This is a genomic window from Kocuria soli (assembly GCF_003797835.1).
In the GTDB taxonomy this organism is placed as follows: domain Bacteria; phylum Actinomycetota; class Actinomycetes; order Actinomycetales; family Micrococcaceae; genus Kocuria; species Kocuria soli.
On record NZ_RKMF01000002.1, the window covers coordinates 191357 to 212288 of the forward strand.

A 20932-nucleotide genomic window follows, 5' to 3' on the forward strand; every position below is an offset into this window, starting at 1 on the left:
GTTCGCATCATCCCGCGCGTTCGAACACGGCCCGTCGACCCGGACAGACCGTGGAAACTCGAGCGACCACCACCGCGCCGTCGGAGCCCCGAGCACGACCGGCGCCCGAGCCAGCAACAGGAGTCCACGGACCTCATGACCGGAGGAGACATCGCTGGCCTGATCGCGGCCGGAGTTTTTGCCGTCCTGGTGGCGTTGCTGGCCGTGCCCATCATCAAACTGGGGAAGGTCTTCGACGAACTGCGCCTGTGGATCCGCGACCTCAACTCCGAGACGGAGCCGCTGATCGACGAGGTGGTTCGGACCGTGGCCACCACCAACTCCCAACTGGCCAAGGTCGACGGCATCACGGACAACGTCTCTGACGCCTCCGCGAACGTGTCTGCCATGACCTCGCTGGTGGCCTCCACCGTGGGGCAGCCGATCATCAAGGTCGCGGCGTTCTCCTCCGGTGTCCGCAGGGCTTTCAGCCCCGAGGCCGCTCGGTTGCGACGCGAGGAAACTCACCGGATGCGCGCGGCAGCCGCCGCGGAGGCAGCCCGCGAGGAGGCCGCGGACGTTGTCCACCGTTCGGAGCAGCCGACGACGCGCAGTGACGCGGCCGCCGAGGCTCCCACTGACGCACCCGCCGCGGACGACGTTCCCGACGCCTCCACTGGCAAGTGGTGGGAGGGGACCGAATGGGACCAGAACCCAGGTGCCGACGGCGCCGGGGCCCGCGACGCCGAGACGGATTCCGAGGCCGTGGAGGACCAGCAGGCGCGGGACATGGAGGACCACGACGTGATCGATGTCGAGTACTCCCGTGCGGATTCCACTGATGCCGCAACGGAGCAGCCCGAGCGGGCCGGCGCGGGAGCTGACCGGCCGACCAACCGTGCCCCCCGACATCGCGAGGAGGACCGATGAGCACCTGGGGACGAATCGCCCTGATGGCCGCCGGTGCGGCCGCCGGTGCCGTGGCCACACGATGGGCGGCCTCGGAGCAGGGCCGCCAAGTCGTCGGTGAGCTCACCCAACGGGTGTCCGACGCAGGCAAGGGCGGAAGCGCCCTCGAACGCCGGGGCACAGGCGCCGATGTCGGTCGCGAGAACCGCCTCGCCTCCTCCCTGCTGCGTGTGGCCCAGGACGTCAAAGCTGCGATGGACCAGAGGGAAACGGAACTCCGGGACCAACTGGGAATCGCCAGCCCACAACAGGTGCGCTCCAGGCATACGGCACTGTCCTCCCGGACCGATGAACTACACTCTGGCAGTTCGCCGTCGAATCCCGCGGTCCGCGAGGACCGGCGTCGGCCGGATCTGACCTGACCGACCGGCCATGGCCCGGCGTGAGACGCGAGCACTCACGGACGGAGAGAGCCCAGCGCCCACGCGCCCGCAACACCCTTCCCCAGTCGAGACAACCGAAGGACCACGAACCGCACATGCTGACCCACGAGATCACCGAACGCTGGCTGAACTACTTCCAGAAGCAGGGCCACTCGGTCGTCCCGTCCGCCTCGCTGGTCTCCACCCAGCCGGGCTCGATGTTCACGATCGCAGGCATGGTCCCGTTCATCCCCTACTTCCTCGGCCAGGAGCAGGCACCGTGGCCCCGGGCGACGTCTGTGCAGAAGTGCATTCGCACCCTGGACATCGACGAGGTGGGCAAGACCGCACGGCACGGCACGTTCTTCCAGATGGCAGGCAACTTCTCCTTCGGGGACTACTTCAAGGAGAAGGCCATCCCCATGGCCTGGGAACTCCTCACGTCGTCGGTCGAGGACGGCGGCTACGGCCTGGATCCCGAACGACTGTGGGTGACCATCTACGAAGGTGACGAGGAGGCCTTCGAACTGTGGCACAACACCGTCGGACTGCCCGAAGAGCGTATCCAGCGCATGGGCAAGGACGAGAACTACTGGGACACGGGTCAGCCCGGCCCTGCCGGTCCCGACTCCGAGATCTTCTACGACCGCGGCCCGCGCTACGGCAAGGACGGCGGCCCCGCCGTCGACGACGACCGCTACATCGAGATCTGGAACCTGGTCTTCATGCAGTACCAGCGCGGCGAAGGCTCGGGCAAGGACTACGAAATCCTGGGGGAGCTGCCGCGCAAGAACATCGACACCGGTCTGGGCGTCGAGCGCATGGCCATGCTGCTGCAGGGCGTGGAGAACTTCTACGAGACCGACCAGGTCCGCCCGGTTCTGGATGCCGCGGCGCGGCTCTCCGGCCGCACCTACCACGGTGCGGAGCACCCGCAGGACACGGGTTACGACGACGACGTCCGGATGCGCGTGGTGGCCGACCACATCCGGTCCTCCCTCATGCTCATCGCCGACGGCGTGACCCCGGGCAACGAGGGCCGCGGTTACATCCTGCGGCGCCTGCTGCGCCGGGCCATCCGTGCCATGCGCCTGCTTGGCGTCACCGAGCCGTGCCTGAAGGTCCTGCTGCCGACCTCACGCGATGCCATGGGGGAGATGTTCCCCGTGGTGGTTGACGACTTCGAACGCATTTCCCGGATCGCCTACGCGGAGGAGAAGGCCTTCCTCAAGACCATCGAATCCGGTACGTCCCGATTGGACGAAGCGGTCGCCGTCGCGAAGTCCGAGGGCGGTGCCGTCACGGGGGCCGACGCCTTCGCGCTGCACGACACCTACGGATTCCCCATCGACCTGACCCTCGAGATGGCGGCCGAGGCCGGCGTCGCCGTGGACGAAACGGCCTTCCGCTCGCTCATGAAGGAACAGCGCGACCGCGCCCGCGCCGACGCGCAGGCCAAGAAGGGCGCCCACGCGGACCTGTCCGTGCTGCGCGCCCTGCAGGAGCAGCGGGATTCGGTCTTCACGGGCTACACCGAGGTCTCGAGCGCGACGACCATCCGCGCGCTGCTGGTCGACGGCGCCACGGTGCCGGCCGTCTCGGAGGGCGATCAGGTCGAGGTGGTCCTGGACACCACGCCGTTCTACGCGGAGGCCGGCGGTCAGGCCGCTGACACAGGAACCATCACGGGGCACGGTTTCGTCCTCACGGTCTCCGACGTCCAGCAGCCCGTCAAGGGTCTCTCCGTGCACAAGGCGACGGTCACCTCGGGTGAGGTTGCGGCCGGGGCGGAAGCGGTGGCGTCGATCGACGTGCGACGACGCCGGGACGCGGAGATGGCGCACACGGGGACGCACATCGTCCACGCCGCCCTGCACGACGTGCTCGGTCCCGAAGCCGTTCAGCGGGGGTCCTTCAACAAGGAGGGCTACCTCCGTTTCGACTTCGCCTGGGGCGAGGGCATGTCCGAGGCGCAGAAGCAGGAGGTCGAGGGCCTGGCCAACACCGTCATCCGCGATGACCACGAGGTCATCACCCGCGAGATGCCGCTGGCCGAGGCCAAGGCCCTGGGCGCCATGAGCCTGTTCGGCGAGAAGTACGGGGACACCGTGCGCGTGGTCGAACTCAACGGCCCGTGGTCGCGCGAGCTGTGCGGCGGCACCCACGTGGCCGACACCGCGCAGATCGGGTCCCTGTCACTGGTGTCCGAGGGCTCCGTGGGCTCGGGCAACCGGCGTGTGGAAGCCTTCGTCGGTCTCAACTCCTTCGAGCACCTGGCCACGGAGCGCACGCTGGTCAACCAGCTCACCGAGATCATGAAGGTGCAGCACTCGGCCGACCTTCCGGCCCGGTTGCAGGAAACCCTGGAGAAGCTGCGCTCCGCGGAGAAGGAACTGGCCGGTCTGCGCCGGGAGAAGCTGACCGCCCAGGCGGGCTCTCTGCTGGACGGGATGCAGGACCTGGGCGCCGTTTCCGTCCTGACCCACGACCTCGGCGAGGTCTCCGGAGCGGATGATCTCCGCGCGCTGGCACTGGATCTGCGCGGCCGGGTCAACGACCGCTCCGCCGTCGTGGCCGTCACCGGCGTAGCCAACGGTCGCCCCCTCGTGCTCGTGGCCACGACCGAGGCGGCCCGTCAGGCCGGTGCCAAGTCGGGTGCCCTGGTGCGGGTCGCAGCCGGTGTGCTGGGCGGTGGTGGCGGCGGCAAGGACGACCTGGCGCAGGGTGGCGGGCAAGACCCGACCAAGACCGCGCAGGCCCTGACGGCCATCGTCACGGAACTGTCCGGAGGCGTCGGGACCGGTAATGCCTGAGGCGTTGGCCTCTCAGCTTCCCTTGGATCTCACCGTCCGGGGCCGCCGCATGGGCGTCGACGTCGGCACCGTGCGCGTAGGGGTTGCCCTGACCGATCCGGACGCGATCCTGGCCACCCCGTTGACCACCCTGGACCGTGACCTCAAGAAGCACTTCGACGTGAAGATTGCGGCCAAACTGGTCCGCGAGCATTCGGTGGTCGAAGTGGCCGTGGGACTGCCCCTTTCCATGGCCGGCGAGCACACGGCGTCCACGGAGGCGGCGGTGGACTGGGCCGAACGGCTCGCACGCCGTCTGGCCGCTCAGGAGCCCCCGGTGCCGGTGCGCCTGGTGGACGAGCGATGGACCTCGGTGCAGTCGCACCGCCAGCTGCTCGAAGCCGGCGTCTCACGGCGAGAGCACAGGGACAAGGTCGATCAACAAGCGGCCGTGACCATCCTTGAATCCGCGCTTCAGACGGCGCGCCGCGCCATGGAACGGGCCGAACCGGCCGATGGCCGCGGAACAGACAAGAATACTGACACGAAGGCGGACGAATCTGCCTTGTCCGCCAACTCGGAGGGAGACCTCACGTGAGCGACCAGAAGAACGGCCCGGAAAGGCCGGGCCAGTCGCGGACGCCCCAGCGGGGTACTCGAGGGATCTCGGGGGCCTTCCAGGTCGAAGAGCGTTCCGAAGCGCAACTCGACCGACTCAAGAAGCGGCACAACATGTCGCTGGTCGGGGCGATCGCCCTGTTCACCGTGGCCGCGGTTTTCGCCTTTGCGGTGGTCGGCAACAACTTCGGCTGGTTCGAACGCAAGGACTACCGGGGCGAGGGCAAGGAAACCGTCAACTACACGATCGCCGAAGGTGCCTCCACGCAGGAGGTCGCCATGGACCTGGCGAACCAGGACATCGTGGCCAACGGTGAACGCTTCATCGAGACCTTCAACGAAAACCACGAGGGCGAATTCATCCAGCCCGGTGACTACGAGTTACGGAAGAAGATGAGTTCCGAGGCGGCCGTGAGTGTGCTCATGGACGAAGGCGACCCCACGCACTACGCAGCCGTGCCCACCACGGTCCGGATGGACGAAACCTTCCAGATCCTCTCCGATTCCACGGGTATCCCCACGGAGGAGTTCGAAGCGGCGGCGGAGGACACCTCGGCCTACGGCATCCCGGACGAGTTCCCCACGATCGAGGGCTACCTGCACCCCGGCGAGTACAACTTCCCGCTGGACGCCTCCGCCGAGGAGATCCTGCAGGAGATGGTGGACCGCACCAAGCAGACGCTCAAGGACAACGACGTCTCCGACGAGGACGCGTTCCGGGTGCTGACCGTGGCCTCCATCGTGGAGTTCGAGGGCGTCCCGGACATCTACCCCGACGTCGCCGGCGCGATCTACAACCGCATCGACCGGCCCGACGAGGAGACCGGCGGATTCCTGCAGTCGGACGCCACAGTGGCCTACGGTCTGGGTGAGAAGACCTACGAGATCACGGAAGAAGAGAAGCAGGACAAGGACAACGAGTACAACACGTTCGCCCACCAGGGACTGCCCGCCGGCCCCATCGGTTCTCCCGGGAACAGCTCGATCGAGGCAGCGGCGAAGCCGGCCGAGAACGACTACTACTACTGGGTGACAGTGAACCTGGACACCGGCGAAACCAAGTTCGCCACCAACTACGCCGATCACGAGAAGAACGTCGACGAGTACCAGTCCTGGTGCTCCGACAACCCCGGGAAATGCGAATGACGGGACACGCCGGGGTGGTCGGTCATCCGATCGGCCACTCCCGCTCACCGCAGTTGCACACCGCCGCCTACGCGGTGTTGGGGGAGCAGCTGCGGTACGAGGCCGTCGACCTGGACGAGTTCGAACTCACCGGGTACATCGATCGCCTGCGTGCGGACGAATCCTGGCGTGGGCTGTCCGTGACCATGCCGCTGAAGTCCGAGGCTGCGGAACTCTCGGATGAACTTACCCCGCTGGCCGCCGCCGTCGGCGTGGTCAACACCCTCGTGCCTGTGGGGGATGGGAAGGTACTGGGCCACAACACCGATGTCGCCGGGATCGTGGGCGCGGTGCGCGCGGCCGGGAGCCTGCCCGAGCGGCCACGCGTCGCGATCCTGGGTGGCGGCGGAACGGCCACCGCGGCCGTTGCGGCACTTCGCGAGTTGGGTGCCGACGGCATCGACGTGTGGGTGCGCTCGGAGTCCCGCGCCGCACGGACCACGACGGCGGCCCAACAGCTGGACGTACCCGTTCACCTTCGCCCCTGGGACCAGGCCGCTGAGCACCTGGCGGGCTACGACGTCGTGATCGCCACCGCGCCGCCGCACGGGTGTGACGAACTGGCGGCCGCCTTCGCGGCGGTCCGTGGGCGCCGGACCCGCGGGGTCCTGCTGGACGCCGCCTACGATCCTTGGCCCTCCGCCATTGCCCGAGCCTGGCAGGCGGCCGGTGGGGCGATCGCACCCGGGCTGGATATGCTCATCTTCCAAGCGGTTGATCAGATCCGGTTGTTCACCGGAATCGGTCTGGACCGGGAGCTGCCCCGGCGGCGCGAAGTCGTCGCGGCCATGTGCGCTGCCGTGGGTCGTCCCGACCTGTCCGGGGAGCACGATTCCGAACGCTGAGCGGCGGTTCATCGGTCCTTCATGGGCCGCTGAACGGCCGCTGATCGCTCACGGTCCGGGTGGTCACCAATCACGTGGCACATCCGAACTTGTGTTGTTTTCGAACTTGTGTTGTTTTCGATCCTGTAAGGAGAAGATCCACATGCTCCGTTGGCTGACCGCCGGAGAGTCCCACGGTGAAGCCCTCGTCGGCATCATCGAAGGCGTTCCGGCCGGCGTGGAACTGACTTCGAGCGACATCCGGGCCGCACTGGCCCGCCGTCGTCTGGGCTACGGCCGCGGTGCGCGGATGAAGTTCGAACAGGACGAAGTCCGCATCCTCGGGGGCGTCCGCCACGGTCTGACCCAGGGCGGCCCGGTGGCCATCGAGATCGCCAACACCGAATGGCCCAAGTGGGAGCGTGTCATGAACGCCGACCCCGTGGACCCTTCGGAGATCGAGGGCAAGGCCCGCAACGCCGCGTTGACCCGTCCGCGGCCCGGCCATGCCGACTTCACGGGCATGCAGAAGTACGGGCACAGCGAGGCGCGTCCGGTGCTCGAACGCGCCTCGGCACGGGAGACCGCCACTCGGGTCGCCCTCGGCGTGGTTGCCGCCAAGATTCTGGAAGCCCTGGGCGTGAGCCTGGTGTCCCACACGACCGCCGTCGGTGGTGTGGAATCACCGGTGGATGCGGATCGTCCGACCGCGGGCGATGTGGCCGCTCTGGACGCCGACCCGCTGCGCTGCTTCGACGCCGCGACCTCGCAAGCCATGGTCGCCGCAGTGGATGCTGCCCACAAGGACGGAGAGACCCTGGGCGGGGTGGTCGAGGTCCTCGCCTACGGACTGCCGCCCGGTCTGGGTTCGTACGTCCACTGGGACCGCCGACTGGATGCGCGCCTGGCCGGTGCCCTGATGGGAATCCAGGCGATCAAGGGCGTCGAGGTCGGGGACGGCTTCCTGACCGCGGCGCGCCCCGGGTCGGCTGCCCACGACGAGATCATGATCGGCGACGACGGCCTGGTCCACCGCGTGTCCAACCGCGCGGGCGGGATCGAAGGCGGCATGTCGATCGGCGACGCCCTGCGAGTACGTGCGGCCATGAAGCCCATCGCCACCGTGCCCAAGGCGCTGCGAACCGTGGACATCGCCACGCGAGAGGCCTCTCGCGCCCACCACCAGCGTTCCGACGTGTGCGCCGTGCCCGCCGCCGGTGTGGTGGCCGAGGCCATGGTCGCCTTGGTCCTGGCGGACGCCGTCATGGAGAAGTTCGGCGGGGACAACATCGTCGAAACCGTACGCAACCGGGACACCTACCTGGCGGCGCTTCCGGAATCTCTCGGGTCCTCTGCGGAGCCGGGCACCCTGGAGGGGCTCGAAGACATGGCCGAAGAGCGCAACGCATGAGCGAGGGGTTCTCGCCCAGGGACTTCGCGAACTCCTTGGCCCACTCGAGCGTCGGCGCCATCGGTGCGCGCAGCCTCGGACGCGAAGGGGATCTGGGGCCCATCGGATCGCCGGAGGTCGAGGCCCTGCATCGCCCCGTTGTCCTGATCGGTCCCATGGCAGCCGGAAAGTCCTTCCTGGCACTGCACATGTCCAAGTTCTTCGGGTACGACTTCGTCGACGCCGACCAGGTCATCGTCCACCGGTACGGAGTCATCGCGGAGATCTTCTCCGAACACGGGGAGAAGTACTTCCGTGACCTGGAGGCGGACGTGATCGCCGAGGTCCTGGGCGACCCCGAGCACGCGAACGCGATCTTCTCCGTCGGTGGCGGAGCGCCCATGACGGACCGGGTGAACTACATGCTCAAGGACGAACTCGTGGCCTACCTCAAGGTGGACGCCGCGACCGTCCTGCCCCGGATCCGAGGCAACCGCACCCGCCCCATGCTGCAACCCGATCCCGAGCGACGTTGGAACGAGCTGCTCGAGTCCCGCCGGGACCGCTACGAGGGACTTGCCGACATCGTGGTCGACGGCACCGGCCAACGACAGGTGGCGGACATCGCCCAGGACCTGCACAACGACATCCAGCGGCTCCGCGCGGAGGCTGCGAGCAGCCCCACCCCGCACGTCGCGAACACGACTCCCGACTTGGAGAACGAGTGATGAGCACCACCACCATCCCGGTCACCGGCGCACGCCCCGAGGAGAACTACCAGGTCCTGGTCGGCAACGGGCTCATGGGCCACCTGGCTGACGCACTCGGCCCCCGGGTCAAGAAGGTCCTGGTGATCCACCCCCAGGCGTTGGAGGCCAACGGCCAGGTCGTCGTCGAGCAGCTGCAGGCGGACGGTTTCCAGGTCTACCAGGCCGTGATCCCGGACGCCGAGGAGGGCAAGCGACTGGAGGTCGCGGGGTTCTGCTGGCAGGCCCTGGGACAGGCCGACTTCACGCGAACGGACGCGATCGTCTCCGTGGGCGGCGGTGCGGTCACGGACCTGGCCGGTTTCGTCGCGGCCACCTGGCTGCGCGGTGTCAAGGTGGTCCACGTCCCCACCACGTTCCTGGGGATGGTGGATGCCGCCGTCGGTGGCAAGACCGGGATCAACACGGCCGAGGGCAAGAACCTGGTGGGTGCCTTCCACCCCCCGGCGGCCGTCGTGTGCGACCTCGACGCCCTGACCACGCTTCCGATCAACGAATTGCGCACCGGCATGGCGGAGACCGTCAAGTGCGGTTTCATCGCAGACCCCGTCATCCTGGACCTGATCGAACAAGATCCGGAGGCCGCGCAGGACCCCACCTCTCCCGTCCTTCGGGAACTGGTGGAACGCAGCATCAGGGTCAAGGCCGAGGTGGTTTCGGAGGACCTCCGGGAATCGGGGCGTCGGGAGTTCCTGAACTACGGGCACACCCTGGGGCACGCGATCGAGAACAACGAGCGGTACCAGTGGCGGCACGGCGCGGCGGTGGCGATCGGCATGGTCTTCGCCGCGGAACTGGCCCGCACGGCTGGAACACTGCCGGACCAGGTGGTGCAGCGTCACCGCCGGATCCTGGACCTGCTCGGCCTGCCGACCCAGTATCGCTTCGACCAGTGGCCCAAGCTGCAGGAGGTCATGAAGCGGGACAAGAAAACCCGTGGCGGACTGCTGCGATTCGTGGTGCTCGACGACGTCGGGCGTCCGCGGGTCATGGAGGTCCCCGACCAGTCCGTGCTGTACGCCGTCTACCAGGAGATCGCGCACTAGCACCGCGTCTGCCCGTGTGCTTGGTAGGATGGCCCGCGGCCCATTTCCGGGCGAGCACGTCCGGGCGAGACATTCCGAGCACACCCCGAGCACATTTTCGAGCGAACACGAAGAGAGCACCGTGGCAACCACCAACGACATCAAGAACGGCACCGTCCTGAACCTCGACGGCAACCTGTGGAGCGTCATCGAGTTCCAGCACGTCAAGCCCGGCAAGGGTGGTGCCTTCGTGCGCACCAAGCTGCGCAACGTCACCTCCGGCAAGGTCGTGGACAAGACCTTCAACGCCGGCGCCAAGGTGGACACCGCCACTGTCGATCGTTCCGAGTACCAGTACCTGTACAAGGACGGCGACGACTTCGTGTTCATGGACAACTCGACCTACGACCAGCTGACCATCCCCGCAGCCGTCGTCGGCGACGCCGAGAACTTCATGCTCGAGAACACCAACGCCGTGATCGCGCTGCACGACGGGTCCCCGCTGTACATCGAGCTCCCGCCGTCGGTGATCCTGGAGATCACCTACACCGAGCCGGGGCTGCAGGGCGACCGCTCCACGGGCGGCACCAAGCCCGCGACCCTGGAAACCGGTTACCAGATCCAGGTCCCGCTGTTCATCGAGAACAACACCCGCGTCAAGGTCGACACCCGCACGGGTGACTACCTGGGCCGCGTCACCGAATGAGCGGCGCACGCACCAAGGCCCGCACCCGCGCCGTCGAAATCCTCTTCGAGGCCGAACAGCGCGGCGAAGAGCCCCTGACCGTCCTGGAGCGACGGCGCGAGAACTCCCAACAGCTCTTCGGGGCCTACACGGAGGAACTCGTGCGCGGCGTGCTGCTGCGCAAGGGGGAGATCGACGAGGCGATCCAGACCTGGTCGCGCGGGTGGAGCCTGGACCGCATGCCGGCGGTGGACCGCAACATCCTGCGCCTGGGCGCGTGGGAACTGCTGTTCAACGACGACGTCCCGGACACCGTTGCGGTGGACGAGGCGGTCGGGCTGGCCAAATCCCTGTCCACCGACGACTCGCCGTCGTTCGTGAACGGCATCCTCGGTCGGCTCCAGACCGTGAAGCCGACCTTCGTCGACGACGCCGCGGCCGGTGACCTCACCGAACCCGCGGTGGACGCAGAGTCCGGACCCAGCCCGGAGGCCGACCGCGCCTAGCCCGGTGCTAGGGTTTTCGCAGTCGCTCATCCCTTTAAATCCGTCCTGTGAGGCGGGGAAGGAAGGCAGCACCTGTGAGCCGAAAGAACACCGCGGACACTGATCCGCAGGACCCCGGTGAAATCTCCGGGACGACCCGGAGGATCCTCTCCGCCGCGGACATCGACCGCGCGTTGACCCGTGTGGCCCACGAGATCCTCGAGTCCAACAAGGGCCCGCAGGACCTGGTCCTGCTCGGCATCCCGCGCCGCGGGTTCCCCTTGGCCCAACGGCTTGCCGACAAACTCGCGGCCATCGACGACTTCGACCCCTCCACGTCCCTGGGGCAGATGGACGTGACGATGTACCGCGACGACCTCCGTCGCGGGCCTTCTCGTGTTCCGTGGCCCACGGTCATGCCCGCCCGGGGCGTGGATGACGCCACCGTTGTGCTGGTCGACGACGTGCTCTACTCCGGCCGCACGATCCGCTCGGCCCTCGACGCGCTCACGGAACTCGGCCGGCCCGCCGTCGTCCGGCTGGCCGTCCTGGTGGACCGTGGGCACCGGGAACTGCCGATCCGCGCGGACTTCGTGGGCAAGAACCTGCCGACCTCCTCCCGGGAGAAGGTCCGCGTCCGTCTCGCTGAGATCGACAGCCCCGCGGCCGCTGAGCTCGGGCTGCGCGGTGCCGCGGAGGCCACGCCCCAGGACCGTGAGCGCTACGACGAGGTGGTGATCGAAGGGTGAGGCATCTCCTGAGCACCCGGGACCTGACCCGCGACCAAGCCATCGAGATCCTGGACACCGCCGACCGCATGGCAGAGGTGGGCCAGCAGTCCGTCAAGAAGCTCCCGGCGCTGCGCGGCCGCACGGTGGTCAACCTGTTCTTCGAGGACTCGACCCGCACCCGCATCTCCTTCGAATCCGCGGCCAAGCGCCTGTCGGCCGACGTCATCAACTTCTCCGCCAAGGGCTCCTCCGTCTCCAAGGGGGAGTCCCTCAAGGACACGGCCCAGACGCTCATGGCCATGGACGCCGACGCCGTCGTGATCCGCCACGGCACCTCCGGGGCCCCGCAGCGGCTCGCGACCGCGGGATGGATCGACGCCGCCGTGCTCAATGCCGGGGACGGCAAACACGAGCACCCCACCCAAGCGCTCCTGGACGCCATGACCCTGCGGCAACACCGCGCCGCACTGGCAGGGGAGGAGACCACGGGCACGGGCCTGGACGGCATGCACGTGGTCATCGTGGGAGACATCCTGCATTCGCGGGTGGCCCGCTCCAACATGTGGCTGCTGACCACGTTGGGCGCACGGGTGACCTTCGTGGCCCCGCCCACCTTGATGCCGGTGGGCGTCGAACACTGGCCGGCGGACGTCGTGTTCGACCTGGACACCGCGTTGGCGCGGGATCCAGACGCGGTGATGCTGCTGCGGGTGCAGCGCGAACGGATGCACGCCGCGTTCTTCCCGTCCGAAGCCGAATACGCGCGGCTGTGGGGTCTGACGCCGGAGCGCCTGGCCGCACTCGACGCCGCGGGAGCCACGACGGCGATCATGCACCCCGGGCCCATGAACCGTGGCCTGGAGATCTCCTCGGCGGCGGCGGACTCACCCCGTTCCACGGTGCTGCGGCAGGTCTCCAACGGCGTGGCCGTGCGCATGGCCTGCCTGTACCTCCTGTTGACCGGTGCCCGATGAGCGCGCCCGAGGACTCACGAGACGAAAGGTTCTCACCGACCATGAACACTCAGAACGTCGAGTCATCCGGTTCGCACCCGGACACAGGACGTTGGCTCATCAAGGGCGCCGACCTGCTGGGCGAGAAGCGGGTGGACATCCTGGTGGTGGACGGCGTGATCGCCGCGATCGACGCGGAGATCACCGACGCTGAGGTCACCACCGTGGACGCCGCGGGCCAGATCGCCCTGCCGGGCCTGGTGGACATCCACACGCACCTGCGTGAGCCCGGCCGTGAGGACGCCGAGACCGTCGAGACCGGCACGCGAGCGGCAGCCAAGGGCGGCTACACGGCCGTCTTCGCCATGGCCAACTCGAATCCGGTGGCCGACACCGCCGGTGTGGTCGAACAGGTGTGGGGTCTGGGCCGCGACTCCGGCTGGACCCAGGTGCAGCCCGTGGGTGCCGTGACGGTGGGCCTGGAAGGCAAGCAACTCTCCGAGATCGGTGCCATGGCCGAGTCCCGGGCGCAGGTCCGGGTGTTCTCCGACGACGGCAAGTGCGTCCACGACCCGCTGCTCATGCGACGCGCCCTGGAGTACGTCAAGACCTTCGACGGCGTGGTCGCCCAGCACTCCCAGGAGCCCCGTCTTACCGAGGGCGCCCAGATGAACGAAGGGGCCGTCTCCGCGGACCTGGGCCTCACGGGATGGCCCGCGGTGGCCGAGGAATCGATCATCGCCCGCGACGTCCTGCTGGCCCAGCACGTGGGATCCCGCGTGCACATCTGCCACCTGTCCACCAAGGGGTCCGTCGAACTGGTCCGCGGGGCGAAGGAACGGGGCATCGACGTGACGGCCGAGGCCACTCCCCATCACCTCCTGCTCACGGACGAGCTGGTCCGGACCTTCGATCCCGTCTACAAGGTCAACCCGCCCCTGCGCACGGACGACGACGTCCAGGCCCTGCGGGCGGCAGTGGCCGACGGGACCATCGACGTCGTCGGCACGGACCACGCTCCCCACCCCACGGAGGACAAGGAGTGCGAGTGGACCTGCGCGGCGATGGGCATGACCGGCCTGGAAACGGCGCTCTCGGTGGTCCAGCACACGCTGGTGGACACCGGCGCCGTCACCTGGCGTGACGTCGCGCGGATCATGTCCGCGACCCCGGCGCGAATCGGCCGACTGGAGGGCCAGGGCCGACCGCTCGAGGTCGGTGAACCCGCCAACATCGTGCTCTTCGACCCCGCGGCGGAGACCTTGGTGGACCCGGAGAACCACGAGAGCAAGGGCCGGAACAGCCCGTACCGCGGTTTGACGCTGCCCGGGGCCGTGCGCGCCACATTCTTCGCGGGTCACCCGGTGGTACTCGGCGGCACGCTCATGCGTCCCCACCCGGCGGCGGGGGGTCGGTGACCCATGGTGTTCGGCATGGATCCCAAGATCTTCACCGCAATCATCTCGGCGGCATTCGTCCTCGTGGTCTTCACCCTCATGGCCCGCAGCTGGTTCCGCAGGACCCGACGCCAGGAGGCCGACGGGGCCCTGCCGCCCTTACCGGCGGACCTGTCCGAGCGTGAGCCGCTTGCAGCGGTCGAAGGCATGTACGTGGCCACCTGCCTTCGCGGTAACCACTTCGATCGCGTGATGGGCCACGGCCTCGGGCTGCGGACCTCCGCCCGCACATTCGTCTACGACGACGGTGTGCTCTACGACCGGGACGGCGCCGAGCCGCTGTGGGTCCCCGCCGAGTCCGTCCAGGGCCACGGGACGACCTCCGGAATGGTCGGCAAGTTCGTCGAACGCGACGGCATCGTCCTGCTCGGCTGGCGCCTGCGCGACCAGGAGGTCGACACCGGAATGCGGACGAAGTCCCGCGACGGCAAGGCCGCGTTGATCGCCGCTTTCGACCACCTGCTGGCGCAGCGCGACGGCAGTGCGGACGGGCAAACCGCCACCGGCTCTGACTCCACGAACCCCGGGACCACGAACCCCGAGACCAAGAACACCGGGACCACGAACCCGGGTGCCACCCACCTCGAACCCACCGGCCACACGAAGGAGACACCGTGAATTCGCCGCTAACCGCTTCCGCCGCGCCCGCCGCGCTCGTGCTCGAGGACGGCCGGATCTTCCGCGGTAGATCCTGGGGGGCCACGGGTCAGGCACTGGGTGAGGCCGTGTTCAGCACGGGCATGACCGGGTACCAGGAAACCATCACGGACCCGTCCTACGCGGGCCAGATCGTCATCCAGACGGCACCACACATCGGCAACACCGGTACCAACACGACCGACGACGAGTCGCGGCGCATCTGGGTCGAGGGCTACGTGGTGCGTGACTCCTCCCGGATCGCCTCCAACTGGCGCAACGAGAAGCCCCTGGACCAGCTGTTGGCAGAGCAGGGCATCGTCTCCATCTGCGACATCGACACCCGCGCGGCCACGCGGCACCTCCGGGACAAGGGCGCCATGCGCTCCGGGATCTTCTCCGGGGAAGCACTCGAGGGCAAGACCGACGCCGAACTGGTCGCGATGGTCTCCGAGCAGCCGTCGATGGCGGGTCGCCAGCTGGCCGAACTGGTCAGCGCTGAGGAGCCCTACGTCGTCGAACCCGCGGAGCACGGGTGGAGCGGCGAGCCGCTGTGCGACGTCGTCGCCGTCGATCTGGGAATCAAGGCGATGACCCCGCAACGCCTGGCCGAACGTGGGCTGCGGGTGCACGTGGTGCCCGCGACCACCACGTGGGAACAGATCCGGGAGATCGCCCCGGACGGGGTCTTCATGTCCAACGGCCCCGGTGACCCGCAGACCGCCGAACACCAGATCCAGGTGCTGCGGGAGGTCCTGCGCGCCCGCACGCCGTTCTTCGGCATCTGCTTCGGCAACCAGATGCTCGGACGGGCGCTGGGCTTCGGCACCTACAAGTTGCCGTTCGGACACCGCGGCATCAACCAGCCCGTCATGGACCGGCGCACCGGTCGGGTCGAAATCACCGCGCAGAACCACGGCTTCGCCGTCGACGCACCGCTCGACGGGCCCGTCACGGCTCCCACCGAGGAGTTCGGTCGGGTCGAGGTCTCGCACATCGGCCTCAACGACCAGGTCGTGGAGGGGCTGGCCTGCATGGACCTGCCGGCATTCTCCGTGCAGTACCACCCGGAGGCCGCGGCCGGTCCGCACGACGCCGCGTACCTCTTCGACCGATTCGTCGAACTCATGCGCAACCCGGAACAGGCCGGCCCCGCGGAGCAGACCCGGACCGAGCAGGACACCCAGAACCAGACGGAGGCCACGAACTGATGCCGCGCAGGACCGATTTGAACAGCGTGCTCGTGATCGGCTCGGGTCCGATCGTGATCGGACAGGCCGCGGAATTCGACTATTCCGGAACCCAGGCCCTGCAGGTGCTCAAGGAGGAGGGCCTGCGGGTCATCCTGGTCAACTCCAACCCGGCGACCATCATGACGGACCCCGAGTTCGCCGACGCCACCTACGTCGAACCCATCACGCCCGAAGTGGTCGAGAAGATCATCGCCAAGGAGCGCCCGGACGCCGTGCTGCCGACCTTGGGTGGGCAGACCGCGCTCAACACCGCGATCGCCCTGGACGCCAACGGGGTGCTGGAGAAATACGACGTCGAGCTGATCGGCGCCAACATCGAAGCCATCAACCTCGGTGAGGACCGGGAGGCGTTCAAGGGCGTCGTCGAACGCTGCGGTGCCGAGTCCGCGCGTTCGGAGATCGTCCACTCGATGGACGAGGCCCTGGCGGCCGCCGAGAAACTGGGTTACCCCATGGTGGTCCGGCCCTCCTTCACCATGGGTGGGCTCGGTTCGGGCATGGCCTACAACGAACAGGACCTGCACCGGATCGCCGGTGCCGGGCTCCAGTACTCGCCGACCACGGAGGTGCTCCTCGAGGAGTCGATCCTGGGGTGGAAGGAGTACGAGCTCGAGATGATGCGCGATGCACACGACAACGTGGTGGTCGTGTGCTCGATCGAGAACTTCGACCCGGTCGGTGTGCACACGGGGGACTCCATCACGGTCGCGCCGGCCCTGACTCTGACCGACCGCGAGTACCAGAAGCTGCGCGACGTCGCCATTGCCGTGATCCGCGAGGTCGGCGTGGACACCGGCGGCTGCAACATCCAGTTCGCGGTGGACCCGGAAACCGGGCGCGTCGTCGTGATCGAGATGAACCCGCGTGTGTCCCGGTCCTCCGCCCTGGCCTCCAAGGCCACGGGCTTCCCGATCGCCAAGATCGCGACCAAGCTGTCCCTGGGGTACACGCTCGACGAGATCCCCAACGACATCACGCAGAAGACCCCGGCATCCTTCGAGCCGACACTCGACTACGTCGTCGTCAAGGTTCCCCGGTTCGCCTTCGAGAAGTTCCCCGCTGCCGATCCCACCCTGACCACGACCATGAAGTCCGTGGGCGAAGCCATGGCGATCGGGCGGAACTTCACGGAGGCGCTGCAGAAGGCGATGCGGTCCCTCGAGCAGAAGGACTCGTCCTTCACGTTCCGCAAGCCCGAGGTGGCCCTGGGCCCCAACGGCATCGAACGGCTGGTGGAATCCACGGCCGTGGCGACCACGCAGCGGATCTACGACGTCCAGCAGGCCCTGCTCAACGGCGCGACGGTCGAGCGGGTCCACGAGGTCACCAAGATCGATCCCTGGTTCCTGGACCAGATCCAGCTGCTCAACCAGGTGGCGGAGGCCATCCGCGAGGACCCCAACCTCTCGGAGGCCACGCTGCGCCTGGCCAAGCGCCACGGCTTCTCCGACCAGCAGATCGGCGAACTCACCCACGCGTCCGAGGAGGTCGTCCGCGGCGTGCGCCACGCCCTGGGCGTGCGTCCCGTGTTCAAGACCGTGGACACCTGCGCGGCCGAGTTTGAGGCCTTCACCCCGTACCACTACTCCTCCTACGACGAGGAGAACGAGGTCGCGCAGCACGCCAAGCCTTCGGTCATGATCCTGGGGTCGGGACCGAACCGCATCGGTCAGGGCATCGAGTTCGACTACTCGTGTGTGCACGCGTCCATGGTGCTGCGCGAGGCGGGCCACGAAACGGTGATGGTCAACTGCAACCCGGAGACCGTGTCCACCGACTACGACATCTCCACCCGGTTGTACTTCGAGCCGCTGACCTTCGAGGACGTCATGGAGGTCGTGGAGGTCGAGCGTGCCACGGGCGGGCTGCTGGGCGTGTACGTCCAGCTGGGCGGGCAGACGCCGCTGAAACTGGCCGCGCAGCTCAAGGCGGCCGGCGTGCCGATCCTGGGCACCACGCCTGAGGCCATCGACCTGGCCGAGGACCGTGGCGAGTTCGCCCGGGTGCTGCAGGAGGCCGGTCTGCGTCAGCCGCGCAACGGCACGGCCTACACCTTCGAGGCCGCGCAGGCCATCGCCGAGGACATCGGCTACCCGGTCCTGGTCCGCCCGTCCTACGTGCTGGGTGGCCGTGGCATGGAGATCGTCTACACGGAGGACCAGCTGCGGTCCTACCTGGAGAACGCCACGGAGGTCTCACCGGCCCGTCCGGCGCTGATCGACAAGTTCCTCGAGGACGCCATCGAGATCGACGTGGACGCGCTGTACGACGGACGCGAGCTCTACGTCGGCGGCATCATGGAGCACATCGAGGAAGCGGGGATCCACTCCGGTGACTCCGCGTGCACGCTGCCCCCGATCACCCTGGGCCCCGACGTCCTGGACCGGGTCCGCGAGGCCACGGGCGCCCTCGCCGCCGGTGTGGGCGTCCGCGGACTGATCAACATCCAGTTCGCGCTGGCCTCGGATGTCCTCTACGTGATCGAGGCCAACCCGCGTGCCTCCCGCACCGTCCCGTTCGTCTCCAAGGCCACGGGCGTGCAGTTGGCCAAGGCGGCGGCTCTGATCGGCACCGGCAAGACCCTGCGTGAGTTGCGTTCGGAGGGCTACCTGCTGCCCGACGGCGACGGCGCCCGGCTGCCCGAGTCCGCGTCCGTCGCGGTCAAGGAAGCCGTCCTGCCCTTCGCGCGGTTCCGGACCCGCGAAGGTGCCGTGGTCGATTCCCTGCTGGGCCCGGAGATGCGGTCCACCGGCGAGGTCATGGGCATCGACAAGTACTTCGACACCGCTTTCGCCAAGGCGCAGTCCGGCGCCGGGGGAGCGCTGCCCACCCAGGGGCGGATCTTCGTGTCCGTGGCCAACAAGGACAAGCGCTCCTCCGTGGTGTACGTCCGCATGTTCAAAGAACTCGGGTTCGAAATCGTGTCCACGGGCGGAACCGCCGAGGTTCTGCGGCGCAACGGGATCGATTCGACCGTCGTCTCCAAGATCTCCGACGCGGGTACGGGGGAGCAGACGATCATCGACCTGATCGAGGCCGGTGAGATCGCCCTGGTGTTCAACACCCCCTCCAGCGGCGGCGACGCCCGCGGAGACGGGTACGAGATCCGGGCGGCAGCGACCAGCGTGGGCGTGCCGATCGTGACCACGGTGGCCGAAATCGGCGCCGCCCTGCAGGCCGTCACGGCCATGCGGTCGTTCTCCTGGGACGTGACCTCCCTGCAGGAGCACGCCCAGCGCCTCCAGGACCAGGTGAACGCGGATGCCTGAGCCGAGCCGGGCGGAAGGACAGGCAGCCGCAGCCACGACGCCGTCCAGGGCGAGTTTCGGGCAGCGCCTGTCCCGGGCCATCGCGGACCAGGGACCCCTGTGCGTGGGCATCGACGCCCATCCGGCGATCATGAACGCATGGTCCCTTCCCCGGACGCCGGCGGGGCTGCTCAGACTGTCGATGACGGTCGTCGAGGCGTTCGCCGGCCGCGTAGCTGCCATCAAGCCCCAGGTCGCCTGGTACGAAGCGTACGGGTCCGGTGGGATCGCGGTGCTGGAACAGACCCTCGAGGCCGCACGGGAGGCTGGGCTGCTCACGATCGCCGATGCCAAGCGCGGTGACATCGGTTCGACCATGGAGGCCTACGCCCACACCTGGTTGGCGGACGAGTCCCCACTGGCCGCCGACGCCGTCACGCTGAGCCCGTACCTCGGGACGGGTTCGTTGGCACCGGCATTCGAGCTCGCCGAGGCCACGGGCCGCGGAACCTTCGTGCTGGCCCTGACCTCCAACCCGGAAGGTGCCGAGGTGCAGCACGTCGGCGGCGACCGGTCGGTGGCCTCCCGGGTGGTCGAATCCGTCGAGGCTCGCAATGCGCATGCGGCTTTGTCGACACGCCCGGACCGAGACCAAATCGTTACGAATCCGCACGGCCTCGTCGTCGGCGCCACCGTGGGCGCTTCACCCGCGGCCGTCGGGGTGGACCTGGGGAAATTCACGGGTCCCCTCCTGGCGCCGGGGTACGGCGCCCAGGGGGCCACCGCCCGGGACCTCGGGGTGGTTTTCTCCCAGGTCAGGGGCAATGTTGTGGTCAACTCCTCCCGGGGGATCCTCCAGGCGGGGCCCGAGGTCGGCGCTCTGCGCGAGGCTGCGCAAGCGGCCACGGACGACCTTCGTCCCGTGCTGGGTGCCGTCTCGAGCTGAGAGCCAGGGTCCGGTCGCCCTTTCTTCGCAGGCCAGGCAGTGTTCTCTGCGCGAAATCGCAGGTCTCGGACAGCCCTAATTCATGCGAATTCGCATAAAATTGCTGGTGACAGCGGATCACATTTCGGTTCTGGTCGAACCGTGGGCCACCGATCCGCGTCGGAAGAGAGGGAGAAGAACAACATGGCACTGCGTCTGTTGACCGATGAAGAGCGCGCAGCGGCGCGCGAGAAGGCCACCGCGGCGCGCGCAGTGCGTGCCGAGGTCAAGGCTGCACTGAAGGACCGGAAGATCACCGTGGCGCAGATCCTCGACCGCGCCGGCAGCGACGAGGCACTGAGCCGCCTCAAGGTCACGGACCTCCTGGAAGCCGCACCCGGCATCGGGAAGGTTCGTTCGGCCGCCATCATGGACGAGATCGGGATCGCAAAGACCCGACGAGTCCGCGGTCTGGGTATACACCAGCGCAAGGCGCTCATCGAGTACCTGGACGCCTGAACGGAGCCCCCACCCCACCGGCCGGGGTGCGCTTCACCCATCGGGTGTCGCCCGCGCGGATGCGGGCGACACCCGATGGTGCGTTCGCGGGTACGCTGAGCGGAAACCCGCTCGTCGAAAGGTGCTGCC

General features: G+C 68.2%; 17 protein-coding genes and 2 pseudogenes. All 19 read left to right on the forward strand.

The annotated features are described in order from the left end of the window. Positions 1-135: 135 nt before the first annotated feature. Positions 136-468, forward strand: a pseudogene (locus tag EDL96_RS13580) (DUF948 domain-containing protein); the annotation flags it as partial. A 437-nt stretch (positions 469-905) separates the two neighbouring features. Next, positions 906-1310: a hypothetical protein gene (locus EDL96_RS02450; protein WP_123824102.1), complete on the forward strand. Its 405-nt coding sequence runs from the start codon at positions 906-908 to the stop codon at positions 1308-1310. Between the two features lie 116 nt (positions 1311-1426). After that, positions 1427-4123 carry an alanine--tRNA ligase gene (gene alaS / locus EDL96_RS02455; protein WP_123824105.1) on the forward strand — a complete coding sequence of 899 codons (2697 nt, stop codon included), beginning with the start codon at positions 1427-1429 and terminating at the stop codon, positions 4121-4123. Next, positions 4116-4700 (forward strand): Holliday junction resolvase RuvX, encoded by a 585-nt coding sequence (gene ruvX / locus EDL96_RS02460; protein WP_123824108.1) that lies wholly within the window; start codon positions 4116-4118, stop codon positions 4698-4700. The genes alaS and ruvX overlap by 8 nt, the downstream gene beginning before the upstream one ends. Continuing rightward, entirely contained in the window at positions 4697-5866 is a 1170-nt protein-coding gene (gene mltG, locus EDL96_RS02465; RefSeq protein ID WP_233568625.1) for an endolytic transglycosylase MltG, read from the forward strand. Before ruvX ends, mltG begins: the two co-directional genes overlap by 4 nt. Continuing rightward, positions 5863-6750: a shikimate dehydrogenase gene (locus EDL96_RS02470; protein ID WP_123824111.1), complete on the forward strand. Its 888-nt coding sequence runs from the start codon at positions 5863-5865 to the stop codon at positions 6748-6750. Before mltG ends, EDL96_RS02470 begins: the two co-directional genes overlap by 4 nt. A 142-nt stretch (positions 6751-6892) precedes the next feature. Next, a complete protein-coding gene (gene aroC, locus EDL96_RS02475; protein ID WP_123824115.1) occupies positions 6893-8140 on the forward strand; it encodes a chorismate synthase in 1248 nt (415 codons plus the stop codon). Then, positions 8137-8847: a shikimate kinase gene (locus tag EDL96_RS02480; RefSeq protein WP_123824118.1), complete on the forward strand. Its 711-nt coding sequence runs from the start codon at positions 8137-8139 to the stop codon at positions 8845-8847. The genes aroC and EDL96_RS02480 overlap by 4 nt, the downstream gene beginning before the upstream one ends. Next, positions 8847-9932: a 3-dehydroquinate synthase gene (gene aroB / locus EDL96_RS02485; protein ID WP_123824121.1), complete on the forward strand. Its 1086-nt coding sequence runs from the start codon at positions 8847-8849 to the stop codon at positions 9930-9932. Before EDL96_RS02480 ends, aroB begins: the two co-directional genes overlap by 1 nt. 121 nt (positions 9933-10053) lie before the next feature. Next, complete coding sequence (efp, locus tag EDL96_RS02490; protein WP_123824124.1) at positions 10054-10617, forward strand: elongation factor P; 564 nt, start codon at positions 10054-10056, stop codon at positions 10615-10617. After that, positions 10614-11021 (forward strand): annotated as a pseudogene (gene nusB, locus EDL96_RS02495) (transcription antitermination factor NusB); the annotation flags it as partial. The gene efp and the pseudogene nusB, both read left to right, overlap by 4 nt. Positions 11022-11224: 203 nt before the next feature. Beyond that, positions 11225-11830, forward strand: coding sequence for a bifunctional pyr operon transcriptional regulator/uracil phosphoribosyltransferase PyrR (gene pyrR / locus EDL96_RS02500; RefSeq protein ID WP_123824304.1), 606 nt, complete (start codon positions 11225-11227; stop codon positions 11828-11830). Then, complete coding sequence (locus tag EDL96_RS02505) at positions 11827-12786, forward strand: aspartate carbamoyltransferase catalytic subunit (protein WP_123824130.1); 960 nt, start codon at positions 11827-11829, stop codon at positions 12784-12786. Before pyrR ends, EDL96_RS02505 begins: the two co-directional genes overlap by 4 nt. A 41-nt stretch (positions 12787-12827) precedes the next feature. Continuing rightward, positions 12828-14183 carry a dihydroorotase gene (locus EDL96_RS02510; RefSeq protein ID WP_123824133.1) on the forward strand — a complete coding sequence of 452 codons (1356 nt, stop codon included), beginning with the start codon at positions 12828-12830 and terminating at the stop codon, positions 14181-14183. Between the two features lie 15 nt (positions 14184-14198). Next, positions 14199-14840, forward strand: a complete 642-nt coding sequence (locus EDL96_RS02515; RefSeq protein ID WP_123824136.1) for a PH-like domain-containing protein — start codon at positions 14199-14201, stop codon at positions 14838-14840. Further along, positions 14837-16069 carry a glutamine-hydrolyzing carbamoyl-phosphate synthase small subunit gene (gene carA, locus EDL96_RS02520; protein ID WP_123824139.1) on the forward strand — a complete coding sequence of 411 codons (1233 nt, stop codon included), beginning with the start codon at positions 14837-14839 and terminating at the stop codon, positions 16067-16069. Before EDL96_RS02515 ends, carA begins: the two co-directional genes overlap by 4 nt. Then, a complete protein-coding gene (gene carB / locus EDL96_RS02525) occupies positions 16069-19380 on the forward strand; it encodes a carbamoyl-phosphate synthase large subunit (protein ID WP_123824141.1) in 3312 nt (1103 codons plus the stop codon). The genes carA and carB overlap by 1 nt, the downstream gene beginning before the upstream one ends. Next, the gene (pyrF, locus tag EDL96_RS02530; protein ID WP_123824144.1) at positions 19373-20305 is read left to right on the forward strand and encodes an orotidine-5'-phosphate decarboxylase; all 933 of its coding nucleotides are present in this window, start codon (positions 19373-19375) and stop codon (positions 20303-20305) included. Before carB ends, pyrF begins: the two co-directional genes overlap by 8 nt. Positions 20306-20488: 183 nt before the next feature. Further along, positions 20489-20803 carry an integration host factor, actinobacterial type gene (mihF, locus tag EDL96_RS02535; RefSeq protein ID WP_123824146.1) on the forward strand — a complete coding sequence of 105 codons (315 nt, stop codon included), beginning with the start codon at positions 20489-20491 and terminating at the stop codon, positions 20801-20803. The last annotated feature ends 129 nt before the right edge of the window (positions 20804-20932 follow it).